We start from the raw sequence: 16239 nt of genomic DNA, 5'->3' as shown, positions 1-16239 counted from the left end.
GGCGGGTGCGCGGGGGGCTCCTGGGGCGCGGGCCGGGGCGGGCGCCGGCCGGTGGCCAGCTCGTGCAGCACCACGCCGAGCGAGTACACGTCGCACCGCTCGTCGGCGGCGCCGCCGGGCCGCCCGGCCATCGCGGCGTAGTACTCGGGCGCCATGTACGCCAGCGTGCCCCCGTACCGCACCCCGTCCCGGTGCCGGGTGCGGTCGAACGCCACGTTGAAGTCCGCCAGCATCGGCCGCCCGTAGGGCGTGACCAGGATGTTCGCCGGCTTGATGTCGCAGTGCAGCACCCCGCGGGCGTGCGCGAACGCGAGCGCCTCGGCCAGCCGCGCGCCGAGCCGGCACACCGCCTGCGGGAAGTCGTCCGCCCCGAGCGCCGCGCGGTCCCGCAGCGCCGCCGGGTCGAACCCCGGGTCGCCGCGCCCCAGCCGGTCGAGCGCGGCCAGCAGCTCGGCCCCCGACTCCGGCCGCCGGCCGCCGTCGTACAGGTGGCGGATCAGCACCCCGAGGTCGGCCCCGGGCACGTACTGGAGGCACAGCCCGGCCAGCCCGGTGTCGGGGTCCGCGAACGCGGAGAACACCTTCACGATGTGGTCGTGCTCCAGGCCGGCGAGCAGCGGCCCCTCGCTGCGGTCGGCCAGCTCGCGGTCGGCCACCTTGAGCGCGACGTGCCGCCCGAGCGACACCTGGCGCGCCAGGAACACCTGCCCGAACGCCCCCTGCCCCAGCTTCGAGACGATCTCGAAGTCGCCGACCCGGGGCGGCACCGCCGCGCCGCCCTCGTGGGCGTACGCGGGCGGCGCGGAGACCCGCGTGGTCTGGTTCGGCGCGGGGTCGTCGGGGAGCGTGCTCATTCAGGCGGTCCGGCAGCGGAACGGGTCACCGTCACTGTTTTACAACCCGAAAGCGGCGGCGCGGGCGCGCCGCTCGTCACCCTGAAATGGCGGAACGACTTTCCCGCCCGCGGGCCGACGGAACAACCGGTCCTTCGCCGCGCCCGCAGTTCCAAAACGGCCGCGCGGCGACGAACCGAGCCCTCCGGCACGGAACTCGGCCCGAGAAGCGAAGCCGCCCGCACCGGATCGATTCGCCATAAGCGCCACTCCGTCAAGATTTTGCGTTACACAATCCGGCCGAACCCGAGCGCTCCCCGGAAGCACGATCGGCCGTCGTGGGGGGCGATTTCGGGGTAGCGACTGGCCCCGCAAACCGCCAGCTCCTGGGCCGCTCGCCGCCAGCAGTTGTCCACTCGGCGCCCTGTCGGTCACGACCGCACCCGCACTGTAACCCCCCGTTACACCCGTATCAGGCGCTGTGTACGCCCTTGCATCCGTCGGTCACGACCGCCCTCGCGACTGTAACCCCCGTTACACTGGCGCCCAGGCGCCCGACGCCGAACAGCGCCCCTACTGTACTGATGGCGGGAAGGGGCAATCACCGGTGCCGAGAGCGTCCACACCTGCCCGTGCGGCAACTCGACCGGCCGGACACCGTTTCCCACCTCAGTCATGGTCGCGACGTGTCCACCCGCGATCGCGGCTTGTCCAGTTGTTTGTCTGACTCGATGCGTTTGGTGTGGTTTCGTCGGCAAATTCCCTCCGGTACACGAATTGCATTTGCGTGCGCTGTAGCCCGCGACATGGCCCGCCCGGCTCGCACCGCCCGCTGAGGGGGCGCGTGCCTGCGGCGGTGCTCACCCTGATCCGCCTTCGGAGACCCGCCCGCGTGCGACCCGCCGTTCTCGCCGCTTTGACCTTGCTGCTGAGCCACGGAACCGGGCGCGCGGCGTCGCCCGCGGAGCTGGCGGCCCGGGTCGATGCGCGCATCGCCGCGCGGTGGAAGGCCGAGAAGGTCGCGCCCGCGGTTCCGGCCACCGACGCCGCGTTCGCGCGCCGCGCGTACCTCGATCTGGTCGGGCGCATCCCCACGGTCGCGGAGGCGCGAGCGTTCATCGAGGACCGCGGCGCCGGCAAGCGGTCGGCGCTCGTCGCATGGTTGCTCGCCTCCGGCGGGTACGCCCGTCACTGGGCCACCTTCTGGCGCCGCGAGTGGGTGCCGCAGTCCCCGGCCGCGAGCGGCGACGAGATCGAGGGCTGGATCGCCGCCCAGTTGCGCGACAACGCCCCCTACGACCGCGTGGTCCGCGCGCTGCTGACCGCGCCGGCGGTGCGCGCCCCCGGCGGCGCCCCGCAGACGTTCCTGATCGCCAGCGAGTTCAAGCCCGAGAACCTCGCGGCCAACACCACCCGCGCGTTCCTGGGCATCAACCTGGACTGCGCGCAGTGCCACAACCACCCGTTCGCCCGCTGGACCCGCGACCAGTTCTGGGAAACGGCGGCGTTCTTCGCCCGCCCCTCGGAGGCCGGGGCCGAGGCTCAGAAGATCGAGATCGGCGTTCCGGGCACCGGCACGAAGCTCGGCCCGCAGCTCCTGACCGGGGAGCGGGTGGCGTGGCCCGCGGCCCTCGCGCCCGACACCGGCCGCGGCGTGCTCGCCGCGTGGGTGACGAAGAAGGACAACCCGTACTTCGCGAAGAACGCCGTCAACCGGGTGTGGGCGCAGCTCTTCGGCACCGGGCTGGTGGAGCCGCTCGACGACCTGAGCGGCGAGAACCCCGCGAGCCACCCCGAACTGCTCGACGAACTCGCGACGGCCTTCGCCGACAGCGGCTTCGACCTGAAGCACCTCACCGCCGCGCTGGCGCAGACGCGGGCGTACCAGCTCTCGTCGGTGGCGCCCGCGGGCGGCGGCTCGGACCCGCGGCTGTTCGCCCGCGCCGCCGTCCGCGGGCTGACCGGCGAGCAGCTCTACGACAGCCTCCGGGTCGCGGCCGGCCTCCCGCCGGACCGCACCGACCTGGACCCGCTCAACGCGGCGGCCGCGCGCAAGCGGTTCGCCGAGCGGTTCCGGGTCGAGCGCGCCGGCACCGCCCAGCGGTCGATCCTGCAAAGCCTCGCCCTCATGAACGGCGCCGTCACCGCCGAACTGACCGACCCCGCCACGTCGCCGGCGCTCCAGGCGGTGGCGGGCGCGCCGTTCCTCGACGCCGCGGCGAAGGTGGAGGCGCTGTACCTCGCCGCGCTCGGGCGGACGCCGACCGCCGAGGAGTCCGCGGCGGCCGTCAAGCACCTGGCGCGCGGCGCGGACGCCGGCCCGGCGCTCGCGGACGTGCTCTGGGCGCTGCTCAACGGCAGCGAGTTCGGCACCAACCACTAATCGGAGACCGACACCGTGAGAGCCCACCGCCCGCGCCGCGGGTTCACCCTCATTGAGCTGCTGGTGGTGATCGCCATCATCGCGATCCTCATCGGGCTGCTGCTGCCCGCCGTCCAGAAGGTCCGCGCCGCCGCCGCCCGGCTCCAGTGCGCGAACAACCTGAAGCAGATCGGGCTGGCGGTCCACAACTACGCCGGCGCCAACGAGGACTGCTTCCCGAAGTACGACGGCACCAACCGCCGGCTGAGCTGGACCACGCTGCTGCTCCCGTACCTGGAGCAGGACAACGTGTACAAGATGATCGACCAGACCCAGACCTGGGCCGCGACCGTTAACGGGTGCCAGAACCGGGCCGCCGGGCAGGTCCCGCTCAAGGTGTTCGTGTGCCCGGCCAACCCCGGCGCGCAGCGCGCGGTGCTGATCGCCGACCCGGAGGTGACCGGCGGCAGCTTCCGCGCCGCGCCCACCGACTACACCGTCGCCGAAGGGTTCTACTACACGAACGTCGCGTCCACCCCGCCCGACCCGCCGAACTGGTACGAGGGCACGATCCGCGGGATCGCGGCGATCGGCAAGCGGCGGATCACCGACGTGACCGACGGCACCTCGAACACGCTCATCATCTTCGAGAACGCGGACGTGCCCAACGTCTGGATCAACGGCCAGCGCGTGACCAACAACACGGACGTGGTCACCACCTACCAGCACAGCAACAACGGGGCGTGGTGCAACCCGAACAACAACAACGTGCGCGGCTGGGACGCGACCGGGACCGTCCAGTTCGGCACGTACATCGTCAACAAGCGCAACGGGGCCGCGCTGTACGGGTTCCACACCGGCGGCGCGCACGCCCTCCTCGCCGACGGCTCGGTGCGGTTCTTCGGCGAGAACACGACCGCGGAAACGATCAAGCGGTTCATCACCTTCAAGGACGGGGAGATCATCTCCGAGGGCGGCCTGTGAAACGAACCGTGTTGACCCGCGGGCTCGTCGCGGGCGCGTGTGCGGTCCTGTGCCTCGCCGCCGGGTGCGGGAAGCCGAAGCGGCCGAACGAGCTGCCGGTGTACCCGGTGAAGGGGCGCGTGACCCACAAGGGCGAGCCGATGCCGTTCGCGGTGGTGACGTTCTACCCCGCGGGGGAGCCGTTCGCGCCGGCGCGGAAGTCTCGCGCCACCGCCGACAAGGACGGGAACTACGAGCTGACGACCTACGAACTCAACGACGGCGCGCCGGACGGCGAGTACGGGGTCGTCTTGTACGTGCCGCTCAAACAACCCGACCCGAACGAGTTGGAAGGCGCCAACCCGCCGGACCGGCTCAAGCACGCCTACTTCGACCCGAAGAAGTCGAAGCTGAAGTACACCGTTCGGCCCGAGCCGAACACCATCAACATCGACCTGCCGTAACGGAGGGGTTGCGCGTGAAGCGGTTCACTCGCGGGTTCGCCCTGATCGATCTCCTGGCCGCCGTCGCGCTGGGGACGGCCGCCGCCGGGCTGCTGCTCCCGGCCGTGCAGAAGGTGCGGGCGGCCGACGCCCGGGCGCAATGCGCCGACCACCTGCGTCTGATCGGCACGGGCGCGGCCGGGTACGCCGCGGCCCACGACGGGAACCTGCCGCGCGACCGCATCGAAGTCCCGCGCGGGAGCTGGAACAGTGAGATCCTGGCCCACATCGGCGAGGAGAAGCTGGCGAAGGCGTACGCCCCGGGCCAGGACTGGTTCACGCCCGGCCCGGGCGGCAACCGGGACGCCGCCGCGACCCGCGTGCCCGCGTTCCTGTGCCCGGCGGCGCCGCACCCGGACCGCTGGGTGCTCACGCAGGACCCCGACGACGCCGCGCGGAGCTTCAAGGCCGCCCCGACGGACTACGTCGGCTCCGCGGGCGCGTACTACCAGAACAACGACCAGAACAACCTGCACCCGGGCGCGATGCACCACCGCAAGATCACCCGCCGCATCCACGTGTCGGACGTTCAGGACGGCGCCGCCAACACGCTGCTGGTGGTCGAGATGGCGGACAAGCCGAACGGGTGGCGCGCCGGGAAACTGGCCGAGGACCGGTCGGGGAAGCCGCAGATGCCGGCGCTCAACGGCCAGTGGGCGGCGCCGAACTGGAACCACCTGCGCTCGTACACGGCCGACGGCAAGGAGCAGTTCGGCCCGTGCGCGGTGAACTGCGCGAACGGGGCCAGCATCTACGGGTTCCACCCCGGCGGGGCGAACGCCCTGTTCGTGGACGGCTCGGCGCGGTTCCTGAAGGCCGGTCTGTCCCAGGAACTGCTGGTCGCGCTGGTGAGCATCGCCGGCGGCGAGGTGCTCGGCCCGAACGACTTTTAAACGGCGCGCGTGCTGGCGTTCGTACTCGACTGAGTTCCGTTACCCACACAGGAGCACCGGTGCGCACCTTTACGAATCCGCTCACCCGCCGCGGGCTGTTCCGCTCGGCGGCCGGCGCCGGCCTCGGGGCCGGGTCCATGTCCGGCTGGCTCCGCGCGCTCGCCGCCGGCGCGCCCAAGAAGCCCGCCAAGTCGGTCATCGTGCTGTGGCTCGACGGCGGGCCGGCGACCATCGACCTGTGGGACCTGAAGCCGGGCCACGCGAACGGCGGGCCGTTCCGGGCGATCGACACCGCCGCCCCCGGCCTGAAGATCGGCGAGCACCTGCCGAAGCTCGCGAAGCTCGGCAAGGACCTCGCGGTGGTGCGGTCGATGTCCACCAAGGAGGGCGACCACGGGCGGGCCACCTACCTCCTGCGCACCGGGTACACCCCGCTGGGCGCGATCCAGTACCCGGCCGCCGGCGCGGTCATCGCCAAGGAGCTGGGGGCCGAGGCCGGCGACCTGCCGAACTTCGTCAGCGTCGCGCCGGCGCGCAACGCCGCGTCCGGCGGCGGGTTCCTCGGGCCGCAGTTCGACCCGCTCGTGGTCGGCGAGCTGACCGCCCCGCAGGACGGGCTAAAGGTGCCCGACCTGGCCCGCGCCGCCGGCGTCGGCGACGACGCGCAGCGGGCGCGGCTCGAACTGCTCGCCGGCGCCGAGCGGCAGTTCGCCGCCGGCCGCGAGTCGGCGGTTGCGGGGAGCGTCCGGGCCGCGACCGCCCGCGCGGTGCGGCTCATGAAGCCGGAGGCCGCGGCGGCGTTCGACCTGGAGCAGGAGAAGCCGAAGGCGCGCGACGCCTACGGCCGCGGGCTGTTCGGTCAGGGGTGCCTGCTCGCCCGCCGGCTGGTGGAGCGGGGCGTGCCGTTCGTGGAGGTGACGCTCGACGGCTGGGACACGCACAACAACAACTTCGACCGCGTCAAGGCGCTCTCCGCCACGCTCGACACCGGGTTCGCGGCGCTGCTGGCCGACCTGAAGGACCGCGGGCTGCTGGACAGCACGCTGGTGGTGTGCCAGGGGGAGTTCGGGCGGACCCCCAAGATCAACGGGCAGAGCGGCCGCGACCACTGGCCCGCGTCGTGGGCCGTGGCCCTCGCCGGCGGCGGGCTGAAAACGGGGCAGGCGGTCGGCCGGACGAGCGCGGACGGCACCGCGGTCGAGGACAAGCCGCGCGGGGTGCCGGACCTGATCGCCACGGTCGCGAAAGCGGTCGGCATTGACCCGAAGAAGCAGAACATGTCGAACGTGGGCCGCCCCATCCGGGTCGCCGACCCGGACGCCGAACCCATCCAGGAGCTGCTGTGAACCGGGTCATTTTCGTCGCGCTGGTCGGGGCCGCGGTCCTGTGCGCCGCGCCCGCGGGACCGGCGCAACCCGCCCCCAGCCCGCGGGCCGACGCGCTCGAACTGCTGTTCATCGGGGGCGAGAAGCCCGCGCGGCTGGAGCTGCGCGCCGAGATCGACGGGCGGCCCGTCCCCGCGGTCTGGGACGACACGTTCGCGAAGCTGTTCGCGTACTTCGACCGCGACGCCGACGGTGCCCTCGACGCCACCGAGGCGGCCCGGCTGCCGTCGGCGTTCGCGCTGCGGCAGGTGCTGTGGGGCCAGTCCACCCCCTTCTCCGGCGCCGCGCCGCCCCTGGCGGACATCGACCTCAACGGGGACGGCAAGGCGAGCCCCGACGAGGTCGCAGACTTCTACCGCCGGGCCGGGCTGGGCGGGGTGCTCGTGGGGGCCGGAAGGGCACCGGCGACCGACGCCTTGACCGACGCGCTGCTGAAGCACCTCGACACCAACAAGGACGGCACGCTCACCGAGGCGGAGGTGAAGGCGGCCCCCGACGCGCTGAAGAGGCTCGACGCCAACGACGACGAGCTGGTCGGCCCCGGCGAACTGGTCGAGCGCACCGCCTACCCCGGCGCGCTCGGGTCGATCCTGGTGACGGCCCCGGCGCCGAACGGGGCGCCCGACGCCGTCGCGGACGCGCTCCCGTTCGTGGTGCTGCCGCTGCGCACCGCGGACCGCGGCTGGGAGGCCGTCGCGGCGGCCCGGCGCGCAGCCGCAAAGCGGCCGGCGTTCGCGGGGGACGCGCTCCGCGGCGCGCGGGCCGATGCGCCCGCCGTGGCGTGGCGCGTTCGGTTCGGCGGGGGCAAGCTGGCCGGCGGGGCGGTCGAAGCGGGGGACGTGAAGCCCCCCGCGAGCGGCCAGCTCGTGTACGCCGCCGGCGCGGTGCGGCTCGAACTCCGGTCGGACGAGGGGAAACTCGCCGAACCGGTCGCCGCCGCGCGCAAGCGGTACGCCGCCCAGTTCGCCGAGGCCGACGCCGACGCGAACGCGCGCCTCGACCCGAAGGAGCTCGCGGCGCCGAAGGCCGGGACGCTCAAGCAGCTCGCGGCGGCGGCCGACCGGAACGGCGACGGCGCCTTGAGCGACACGGAGCTGACCGCGTGGCTCGACCTCCAGGACCAGATCGCGCGGGGGCACGTGCTGCTGACGGTGATCGACCACGGCGCCGGGCTGTTCGAGCTGCTGGACGCGGACCACGACGGGGCGCTGTCGGTGCGCGAGCTGCGCGGCGCGTGGGACCGGCTGACGGCCGCGGGGTGCGTGACCGACGGCCGTTTCGACCGCGCGAAGCTGCCGCGCCAGTTGCTCGCCGCGATCAGCCGCGGGCACCCGAAGTCGTCCCCGGGCAAGCCGGCCCGGCCCGGCCCGGCGTGGTTCGTGGCGATGGACCGCAACGGCGACGGGGACGTATCGCGCCGCGAGTTCACCGGCCCGGCCGCGGTGTTCGACACGCTCGACGCCGACAAGGACGGCCTCCTCGACGCCCGCGAGGCCGGCGCCGCGGTTAAAAAATGACCGCCCCAGGGCAAAGGGTTGCCAGGGGCGGGTTCCGCATCGCTTCCGCGGTGCCGAACCGTGATAATGCCGGTGCCCGCCGCCCGCACCCGGCTCGACCTGAATTCGCTCGCTCACCGGAGGCCCTAATGTTCTCACTGCGTGTTCGGCCGTCGCGCCGGGACTGGCTGCGGCTCTCGGCCGCCGGCGCGGTCGGCGTGTCACAGTCCGGGTGGCTCGGCGCGCTGGCCGACGACGCCGCCCGCGCACCAAAGAAGCACAAGTCCGTCATCCTGCTGTGGATGAACGGCGGCCCCGCGACCATCGACCTGTGGGACCTGAAGCCGGGCCACGACAACGGCGGCCCGTTCCGGGAGGCCGCCACCGCCGCACCCGGGCTGAAGATCAGCGAGCACCTGCCGAAGCTCGCGAAGCTCGGCAAGGAACTGGCGGTCGTGCGGTCGATGGCGACCCGCGAGGGCGACCACCAGCGGGCGCGCGTCGTGGGCCTGACCGGGTACACCCCGCAAGGCGCGATCCAGTTCCCCGCGCTGGGGGCGCTGGTGGCGCACGAGTTCGACGACCCGAAGGCCGACCTGCCCGGGTTCGTCGCGGTCGGCGGCCGATCGGACGTCGGCGGCGGGTTCCTCGGGCCGCGGTTCGCGCCGTTCGTGGTGGGCGGGGAGCGCGAGCGCGGCGGCCCGGCGAACGCCGACCTGCGCGTCGCCGACCTCGACCCGCCGGCCGGCCTCGGCACGGAGGCGCAGGTGAAGCGCCTCGACCTGCTCGCGGGGCTGGAGAAGGACTTCGCGCCCGGGAAGGCGCACCCGGTGGCCGAGACGATGCGCGCCGCGACCGACCGCGCCGTCCGGCTGATGCGCCCGGAGGCCGCCGCGGCGTTCCGGCTCGAGGACGAGACGCCGCAGGTGCGCGACGCCTACGGCCGCGGGCTGTTCGGTCAGGGGTGCCTGCTCGCCCGCCGGCTGGTGGAACGGGGCGTGCCGTTCGTGGAGGTGACGCTCGACGGCTGGGACACCCACCAGAACAACTTCGACCGCGTCAAGGCGCTCTCCGCCACGCTCGACACCGGGTTCTCCGCTTTGCTGGCCGACCTCAAGGACCGCGGGCTGCTGGACAGCACCCTGGTGGTGTGCCAGGGGGAGTTCGGGCGGACGCCGAAGATCAACGGGCAGACCGGCCGCGACCACTGGCCCGCGTCTTGGGCCGTGGCCCTCGCCGGGGCCGGCGTCAAGGGCGGGCAGGCGGTCGGCAAGACCAGCAAAGACGGCACGCAGGTGGAGAGCGACCCGACCCGCACCGCGGACCTCGTCGCCACCGTGATGAAGGCCGTCGGGTTGGACCCGATGAAGCAGAACATGTCGAACGTGAGCCGGCCCATCCGGCTGGCCGACCCGAGCGGCAAACCGATCAAGGAGCTGCTGTGACCCGTTTCACGTTCGGCGCGCTGGTTCTGGGGCTGGCGGCCGTCGGTCTGTGCCCGGCGGCCGACCCGGGCGCGGCCAAGCCGGCCGGGGTGCCGGTCGGGTTCGCGCTGCTCGACGGCGACACGCTCCGGCGCATCGAGGTGCGGGCCGAAGTCGAGGGCGTCCCGGTCTCCGCGATCTGGGACGAGACGTTCGCGAAGCTGTTCGCGTACTTCGACCGCAACGCCGACGGCGCCCTGGACGCGAAGGAGGTGGCGCTGCTGCCCCCGGCGCGGGCGCTGCGCCAATCGCTGGGGAGCGGGTTCACGCCGCCGACCGGACCGGCCCTGGCGCTCGCCGACCTGGACCGCAACGGTGACATCAAGGTGAGCCTCGACGAGTTGGTGGCGTACTACCGCGCGAACGGGCTGGGTAACGTTCAGGTCGGCGCCGGTAAGCTGCCCGCGAGCGGCGACCTGACCGCGGCGCTGGTCAAGCACCTGGACACAAATGCCGACGGCAAGGTGAGCGAAGCGGAGTGGCGGGCCGCGGCCGACGTGCTGAAGGTGCTCGACAAGAACGACGACGAGCTGATCGGCGCCGGCGAACTGGTGCCGAAGGCCGTGTACCCGGGCGCCGCGGGCGCGCTGCTCCTGTCACCGCCGGGCGCGGGCACAACCGGGCAACCCGCGGCGGTCGCGGCTCTGCCGCTGGTGCTGCTCCCGGCCGACCCGAAGGACGCGAACTGGGCCGCCGAGGTCGCCCGCCGCGACCCGCGGCACAAGGTGACCGACGCGGCGGCGTGGCGCCAGAAGGCGGCCGACGTTACGTGGGTGGTGAATCTGTCCGACAAAGATAGCGCGTCGGACTGGCTCGCGTTCGCCGGGACCGCGGTTCGTGTGGACGGCTGGGCCGCTCCGGGCAAGGCGAGCGAAGCCGCCGCGACCGCGCGCAAGCAGTTCGTCGCGCAACTGGACGCGCCCGAACCGGCCGACGCACCCAAGGGGCGCCGGGCGGCCGGCGGGCTGGGGTGGCTGGCGCCGATCGCCGACCGCAACGGCGACGGCACCCTGGACCGTAAGGAACTCGACGGGTGGCTCGACCTGCAAGCCCAGATCATGCGGGGGCAGGTCTTCCTCACGGTCCTCGACGGGGCCGGGCTGTTCGAGCTGCTCGACGCGAACCACGACGGGGCGCTGTCGGTGCGGGAGCTGCGCGGTGCGTGGGACCGGCTGAAGGCCGCGGGGTGCGTCGCCGGCGGCGCGGTGGCCCCGGCGAAGGTGCCGCGCGGGGTTCTGTGTGCGGCGAGCCTGGGTTACCCGCGGACGCTGGCGGCGAGCGCCCGCGGCGGCCCGGCGTGGTTCGTGGCGATGGACCGCAACGGCGACGGGGACGTGTCGCGCCGCGAGTTCACCGGCCCGGCCGCGGTGTTCGACACGCTCGACCTCGACAAGGACGGGCTGCTCAGCGCCGAAGAGGCCGGGAAGGCGAACCCGAAGAAGTGACACCGATCTGATAATAAGCCCTGACGCGCAGCCCGCGTTGGTTGATTTTGTCTCTTGTGGCACAGACATTCCTGTCTGTGCGGTCTTATCGCGCCGCACAGACAGGAATGTCTGTGCCACAAAGCCAAATCCGAAGCCGATACCGGCAATCGGACCGTGTCTCAGCGTGCCTCAGCGCCGAGCAGCCCGAGGCGTGCGAGCGCGGCCCGGGCCAGTGCGACGGCTTCCGCCGGCGCCCCCTCGGTCGAAACGTGCGCGAGCACGCGACTCACGTCCGGCCCGGGGTCCTCCCAGCGCGCCGCCAGTCGCTCGTAAACGTGCCAGTCCGCGTCCGAGGCGTCGCCCGTGCGGGCCGCGAGCCGGGCGCGCGTCGTCTCGGGCGACGCCGCGCACACCAGCACCGCCCCCGGTACGCCGTGCCGCGTGGCGCAATCGAGGAACTCGCGCCGGCGGCGCTCCTCGCGGAACGTCGCGTCCACGATGACGCGGCCCCCTGCGCGCAGGAGCGTTTCCGCCCGGCTCAGGCACTCGGCGTAGGTGCGGTCGGTTCGCTCCGGGGCGTAGAGCGCGGCGCGCTCTTCGGATGGCGACGCCCGGTTCACCGCGAGCCCCGCCAGTTCCTTGCGGACCACGTCCGAGCGGATCAGCTCGAACCCGCCGGCCGCCGCGAGTTCGCGCGCGAGCGTGGATTTACCCGACCCCGGCAGCCCGCCGACGAGCAGCAACCCCGGGCGCCGGTCGGGCGTTTCCAGTTCCGCGAGTGCGAGCAGCCAGTGGGCGCGTGACCGCGCCGCGGCCCGCTCGCATTCGGCCGCCGGCACTTCGGGTTCGGCGAGCAGCAGTTCGTCAACCATCCCGCGCACGGCGGCCCGGTACGCGGTGTACAGCGGCAGCAGCGCGCGCCCCTCCCCGTCCCCGGACGCGCGGAAGTAGGCGTCCGCGAACGCCCGCCCGAGGTCGCGGCGCCCGCGGAACGCCAGGTCCATCACCACGAACGCCGCGTCCGCGACCGGGTCCGTGCAGCGGAGCGCCTCGCTGAACTCGATGCAGTCGATGACCACCAGATCGTTGGGCGGCGCGGCGTCCGGGAAGTGGTAAATGTGGTCCAGGTGCAGGTCGCCGTGACAGTCGCGGGGCACCCCGCGGGCCGCGCGGGCGTCGATCAGCGGTTGAAGGCGCGCCAGGGCCTCTTCCGTCAGCGCCCGGACGCGCGCGAAGACGCCGGGCGCGAGCACCTTCGCGGCGTGGGCCTCGGCGCGGGCGAACACGTCGCGCACCGCCCGCGCGACGGCGGCGAACGTGCCGAACGCGGCGATCCGGTCGTTCGTTTCGGCGGCGCGGTGGAACGCCGCCAGCCGCTCCGCGAGCGCCACCACAAGCGCCTCACCGACTCCCCCGCGCCGGAGCCGTTCGAGGAGTGTGGCGTCGTTCGGGAGCCGGCGCATCTTCACGGCCCACTCGACCGGTTCGCCCCCGCCCCCGAACCGGAGCCCCGTGGCGGTGCGGGTGACGGGCACGACGCCGCGGTACACGTCCGGCGCCAGCCGGCGGTTCAGCCGCACCTCTTCCCGGCAGAAGTGGAGCCGCTTGTCGGGCGTGGTGAAGTCGAGGAACCCGGGCGCGACCGGCTTCTTGAGCTTGTAAACGTGCTCGCCCGCGAGGAACACCACCGAGATGTGCGTCTGGCACACCTCGACCGCCTCGACCGCGTCGGGGTACGCCGCGGGCCGCGCCAGCGCGTCGATCAGGTGCGGGAGGTCCATCGGTTCAGCTCCGGGCGCGGAAGGGGCCGCGTACCCGGAGTGTACCACGCCGGGGCGCGTCACGTGTGCCCGAGAACGGCGTCCACGAGCCAGCACCCGCGGGCGTGGGGCTGGCTCGCGTCGCGGCAGTGGTGCAGGATGTCGGTACTGTCGCACCCGGCGTCCTGAAGGGCGTCGGCGAGGATGGGCATGGCGCTGAAGTCGCGGGACTCGTATATCTGCCGCGCGAGCGCGGTGACCGTGCCCGTGCGCCACTCCGGGGCGAGCGCGACCGGCCGGAACGCGGCCGCGAAGATGTCGTAGATGACGGCGATCTCGACCTCCGGCGCGACCCCGGAGCCGATGGCGAACTCGGCGGCCGAGCGGCCCGCTTCGACGACCGTGCAGGCGGGGAGCCACAGCTCCCGGCGCAGCGCGTTGCTGCCGCCCTCGGCGCGCAAGTGGCCGAAGTGGTGCTGCCGGGCCGCGTCCGTCCCGCCGCCGTCGGCCAGGTCTTCGGCGAACGCGACCGCCTCCCGGGCGCGGGCGGACAGCTCGTCCCAGATGGCGCGGCACAGCGCGCACGCGACCAGCCGCAGCCGGCGGTCGGTCTGGTTCCGCACCAGCCCGAGGAGCCACGCGGTGTCGATGTGCGCTCGCGGGGTGCCGCCGGGGTTCATCGCTCGCCCCTGCTCGTGACGTGTGGAGGCTGCCTTCCCGACTTATACCACAGCCGGGGCACCGGCTGTACCAAAGATGAAGTCACGAAGCGTATTCACGTCGTTCGAGAGGATAGTGGCGGGTGAATCTTTGTGCCGGATAGGGCCACGAGGCCGGCGTCTTCGGAGATGCGAGAATACGCAAGATTCGACGGCATGGCAGTATGTCGAGCCGCCACGAACGAAAACGCCCCGGTGGTCCGGCCGGGGCTGGTGTACTTCGAGTTGTCCGTCTTCAGCTTTCTTCTTCCGTGGCCTTTTCTGCGAGACTGGGTGCGGGTGGTGGCGTCTCGATACTCATCAAGGTCTTGTCCGATATCTTCGCCTCGATCAGCGCGACGATGGCTTCCAGTTCCAACTTCGCCTCCGACTGCAACCCTAGGCACCGGGCGATGCCAGCCGTGTCGGTGCTGTACTGCCCTTCGAGTTCCAACTTCAGCCCGCCATCCTCCTCGCACAGAGAGTACGAGTGGAAGTGCATCGGATCGCCCAGACGCGCGTTGACCAAGTGATCGAAGGTGAACTCCTGCCGCATGTAGGCCAACAGGTGGTCTTGCAGCACCAGCACCAACTTCTTCGACAGATGCTCGAAGGTCTGGATTTTGTGGTGCATCTGCACCAGTGCCGTCTTCGCCGTCATCTTCCAGTTCATTCCGAATGGCTTGGTGGACTTTCGGTCCTCTTCGCGCACGTCGATGCCTTTGGAATGAAGGAACCGCTGTCGCTCCGGCCAGACCGTGCCCGTCGAGTCGAGCGTCTGGAGTTCGATGCCGATGAAGTCCATCACCTTCTTCTTCCGAACGGACGCGAGACAGTAGTCAACGCTGCCGCCCGGAACTTCCAGTTCCGCCACGAGGTGCCACTCGTTGCCCGGTTGGTGCAGCGTGACGAGCGGCTTGCAGTCCTCGAATATCTGCCGCCGCTCCAGGAGCCGGAACGGGCAAATCATCAGCGGGTTGGAGTCCTTCCCATAGGTCATCGTGCAGGTGCCGATGGTCCGGTCCGGCTCGCTCTTGCGGTTCTTCAGGCACTTCCGGTTCAGGTACGGGCATTGTTGAGCGGACACCACCCCCGCCCACGTCTGGCCAGCAGGTTCGTAGTCCGTCGGCAGTCCGTACAGTTCAGCCACTTCGTTCATAGAAGCAACCTGCACCGCTCGCGGGCGTGCTTGATGTGTTCGGGGGATATCTCGATGCCGACCGACTTCACACCCGACGTGTAGGCGACGTAGTTCGTGGTGCCGGTACCGGCGAACGGGTCAAGCACGATACCGCCTTCGGGGCAGGTGGTCTGGATCGGGAGCTTGCAGAGGTCTTCCGGGTACGGCGCGAAGTGCGACTTCCGCTTCTGCGTGTCTTCGGGCATGATGTCCCACACGTCGCTGAGTTTCGCCCCGTTGGGATGGTACTTGAGGAAGTAGTACCCCTTCTCCTTCAGTTCCCGTGCCCGGCCCGACACCTTTTCCGAGTCCGAGTGGGTCGCACGCTGCACGCCCCGGATGATCATTCGGAAGTCCGACAGCCGCTCTTCCCGAACGTCGGTCAGGATGGCTTCCAGGGCCACCAGTGCGTTCTTCTTCTCCTCGGCGTTCAGGGCCGTGGTGAGTTCGATCTGCCGCCGGTACCGTACCCCGCTCACGCCGGTTGCTGACACCACCCGCTCCCCCACAACTTTCGACTGCCGGGGTTGGTGGCGTGCGGCGTCCACGTTGTAGTAGTACCCCTTCGCCTTCTTGACGAAGTGGAAGATGAACTCGTGGTTGCTCCGCAGTTTGTCGGTGGCGTTGTCCATCCCGCCCTTCACCTTGTTCCACACCACGTCGTTCCGCAGAACCCACTCCTGCTCATCCGTCAGGGCGAAGGCGACACGCCACGGTAGCCCCAGCAGGTTCTTGTTCTGGTAGGCGTCTCCGATGTTCAGCCAGAACGAACCAGTCGGCTTCAGCACCCGCTTTAACTGCCCGCAGATGGCGGACAAGTTGGTGACGTATTCTTGCCACGTCTCTTCCAGCCCGATGCCACCGCCGCCGTAATCCCGCTGACCCCAGTATGGGGGTGAGGTCATCACGCAGTCAATGGAGTCGGGGGGAAGGTCCGTCAGCACCTTCAGCGAGTCGCCGCACAGGAAAAGTGGTTCGGTCCCTAGTCCGGTGCAGTACGTTTCGAAGTACGCCCGGTATGCTTGCCCATTCTGCTCGGCAGTCAACGGCGGTGCTTGTGTACGCATTAGGATTTCTTCGACTTGGCCTGCCCTGTACTTCAGCCAATTCCGACAATTTACACAGTGTCGAATCAAAGACAGGTCGGCAGGGCAAGGGGTAACTCACTCCTCACCCCGAACGCTCTCGCCGCTCGTAGAACAAACCGGTTGCCCCGGAGAACCCGATGTCCCGATCCGAGCCAGCCGTACACCGC

The 16239-nt window shown here is 71.4% G+C and carries 13 protein-coding genes; 8 read left to right on the top strand and 5 right to left on the bottom strand.

Annotated elements, in window-relative coordinates; genetic code table 11:
* A partial coding sequence (locus R5W23_RS29980) for a serine/threonine-protein kinase (RefSeq protein ID WP_320689563.1) occupies positions 1–854 on the bottom strand: 854 nt, incomplete at its 3' end.
* 871 nt (positions 855–1725) lie between these two features.
* Here R5W23_RS29980 and R5W23_RS29975 point away from each other — a divergent pair.
* The 8 genes from R5W23_RS29975 (at position 1726) to R5W23_RS29940 (ending at position 11364) form a co-directional block, all read left to right on the top strand.
* Positions 1726–3216 carry a DUF1553 domain-containing protein gene (locus R5W23_RS29975; protein WP_320689562.1) on the top strand — a complete coding sequence of 497 codons (1491 nt, stop codon included), beginning with the start codon at positions 1726–1728 and terminating at the stop codon, positions 3214–3216.
* 15 nt (positions 3217–3231) lie between these two features.
* Entirely contained in the window at positions 3232–4179 is a 948-nt protein-coding gene (locus R5W23_RS29970; protein ID WP_320689561.1) for a DUF1559 domain-containing protein, read from the top strand.
* Positions 4176–4622, top strand: a complete 447-nt coding sequence (locus tag R5W23_RS29965) for a hypothetical protein (RefSeq protein WP_320689560.1) — start codon at positions 4176–4178, stop codon at positions 4620–4622. Before R5W23_RS29970 ends, R5W23_RS29965 begins: the two co-directional genes overlap by 4 nt.
* A gap of 14 nt (positions 4623–4636) precedes the next feature.
* A complete protein-coding gene (locus R5W23_RS29960) occupies positions 4637–5554 on the top strand; it encodes a DUF1559 family PulG-like putative transporter (RefSeq protein ID WP_320689559.1) in 918 nt (305 codons plus the stop codon).
* 59 nt (positions 5555–5613) lie between these two features.
* Complete coding sequence (locus R5W23_RS29955) at positions 5614–6900, top strand: DUF1501 domain-containing protein (protein WP_320689557.1); 1287 nt, start codon at positions 5614–5616, stop codon at positions 6898–6900.
* Entirely contained in the window at positions 6897–8456 is a 1560-nt protein-coding gene (locus R5W23_RS29950; protein WP_320689556.1) for an EF-hand domain-containing protein, read from the top strand. The genes R5W23_RS29955 and R5W23_RS29950 overlap by 4 nt, the downstream gene beginning before the upstream one ends.
* Positions 8457–8584: 128 nt before the next feature.
* On the top strand, positions 8585–9880 hold the full coding sequence (locus tag R5W23_RS29945; protein WP_320689555.1) for a DUF1501 domain-containing protein: 1296 nt from the start codon (positions 8585–8587) through the stop codon (positions 9878–9880).
* Positions 9877–11364 (top strand): hypothetical protein, encoded by a 1488-nt coding sequence (locus R5W23_RS29940; protein ID WP_320689554.1) that lies wholly within the window; start codon positions 9877–9879, stop codon positions 11362–11364. Before R5W23_RS29945 ends, R5W23_RS29940 begins: the two co-directional genes overlap by 4 nt.
* Positions 11365–11525: 161 nt before the next feature.
* Here R5W23_RS29940 and R5W23_RS29935 read toward each other — a convergent pair whose 3' ends face one another.
* The 4 genes from R5W23_RS29935 to R5W23_RS29920 form a co-directional block, all read right to left on the bottom strand.
* Positions 11526–13127, bottom strand: a complete 1602-nt coding sequence (locus tag R5W23_RS29935) for a bifunctional aminoglycoside phosphotransferase/ATP-binding protein (RefSeq protein ID WP_320689553.1) — start codon at positions 13125–13127, stop codon at positions 11526–11528.
* 59 nt (positions 13128–13186) lie between these two features.
* On the bottom strand, positions 13187–13786 hold the full coding sequence (locus R5W23_RS29930) for a hypothetical protein (protein WP_320689552.1): 600 nt from the start codon (positions 13784–13786) through the stop codon (positions 13187–13189).
* 274 nt (positions 13787–14060) lie between these two features.
* Entirely contained in the window at positions 14061–14963 is a 903-nt protein-coding gene (locus tag R5W23_RS29925) for a NotI family restriction endonuclease (protein ID WP_320689551.1), read from the bottom strand.
* Positions 14960–16051, bottom strand: a complete 1092-nt coding sequence (locus R5W23_RS29920) for a DNA-methyltransferase (protein WP_320689550.1) — start codon at positions 16049–16051, stop codon at positions 14960–14962. Before R5W23_RS29920 ends, R5W23_RS29925 begins: the two co-directional genes overlap by 4 nt.
* Positions 16052–16239: the final 188 nt, after the last annotated feature.

This window comes from Gemmata algarum, from assembly GCF_034097035.1.
In the GTDB taxonomy this organism is placed as follows: domain Bacteria; phylum Planctomycetota; class Planctomycetia; order Gemmatales; family Gemmataceae; genus Gemmata; species Gemmata algarum.
This window is presented reverse-complemented; position numbering and strand designations above follow the sequence as displayed.

Excerpts from the sequence above, each read along its gene's own strand:
- R5W23_RS29945 (WP_320689555.1), top strand. The coding sequence starts at position 8,585 with ATGTTCTCACTGCGTGTTCGGCCGTCGCGCCGGGACTGGCTGCGGCTC.
- R5W23_RS29930 (WP_320689552.1), bottom strand. The coding sequence starts at position 13,786 with ATGAACCCCGGCGGCACCCCGCGAGCGCACATCGACACCGCGTGGCTC.
- R5W23_RS29925 (WP_320689551.1), bottom strand. The coding sequence starts at position 14,963 with ATGAACGAAGTGGCTGAACTGTACGGACTGCCGACGGACTACGAACCT.
- R5W23_RS29935 (WP_320689553.1), bottom strand. The coding sequence starts at position 13,127 with ATGGACCTCCCGCACCTGATCGACGCGCTGGCGCGGCCCGCGGCGTAC.
- R5W23_RS29920 (WP_320689550.1), bottom strand. The coding sequence starts at position 16,051 with ATGCGTACACAAGCACCGCCGTTGACTGCCGAGCAGAATGGGCAAGCA.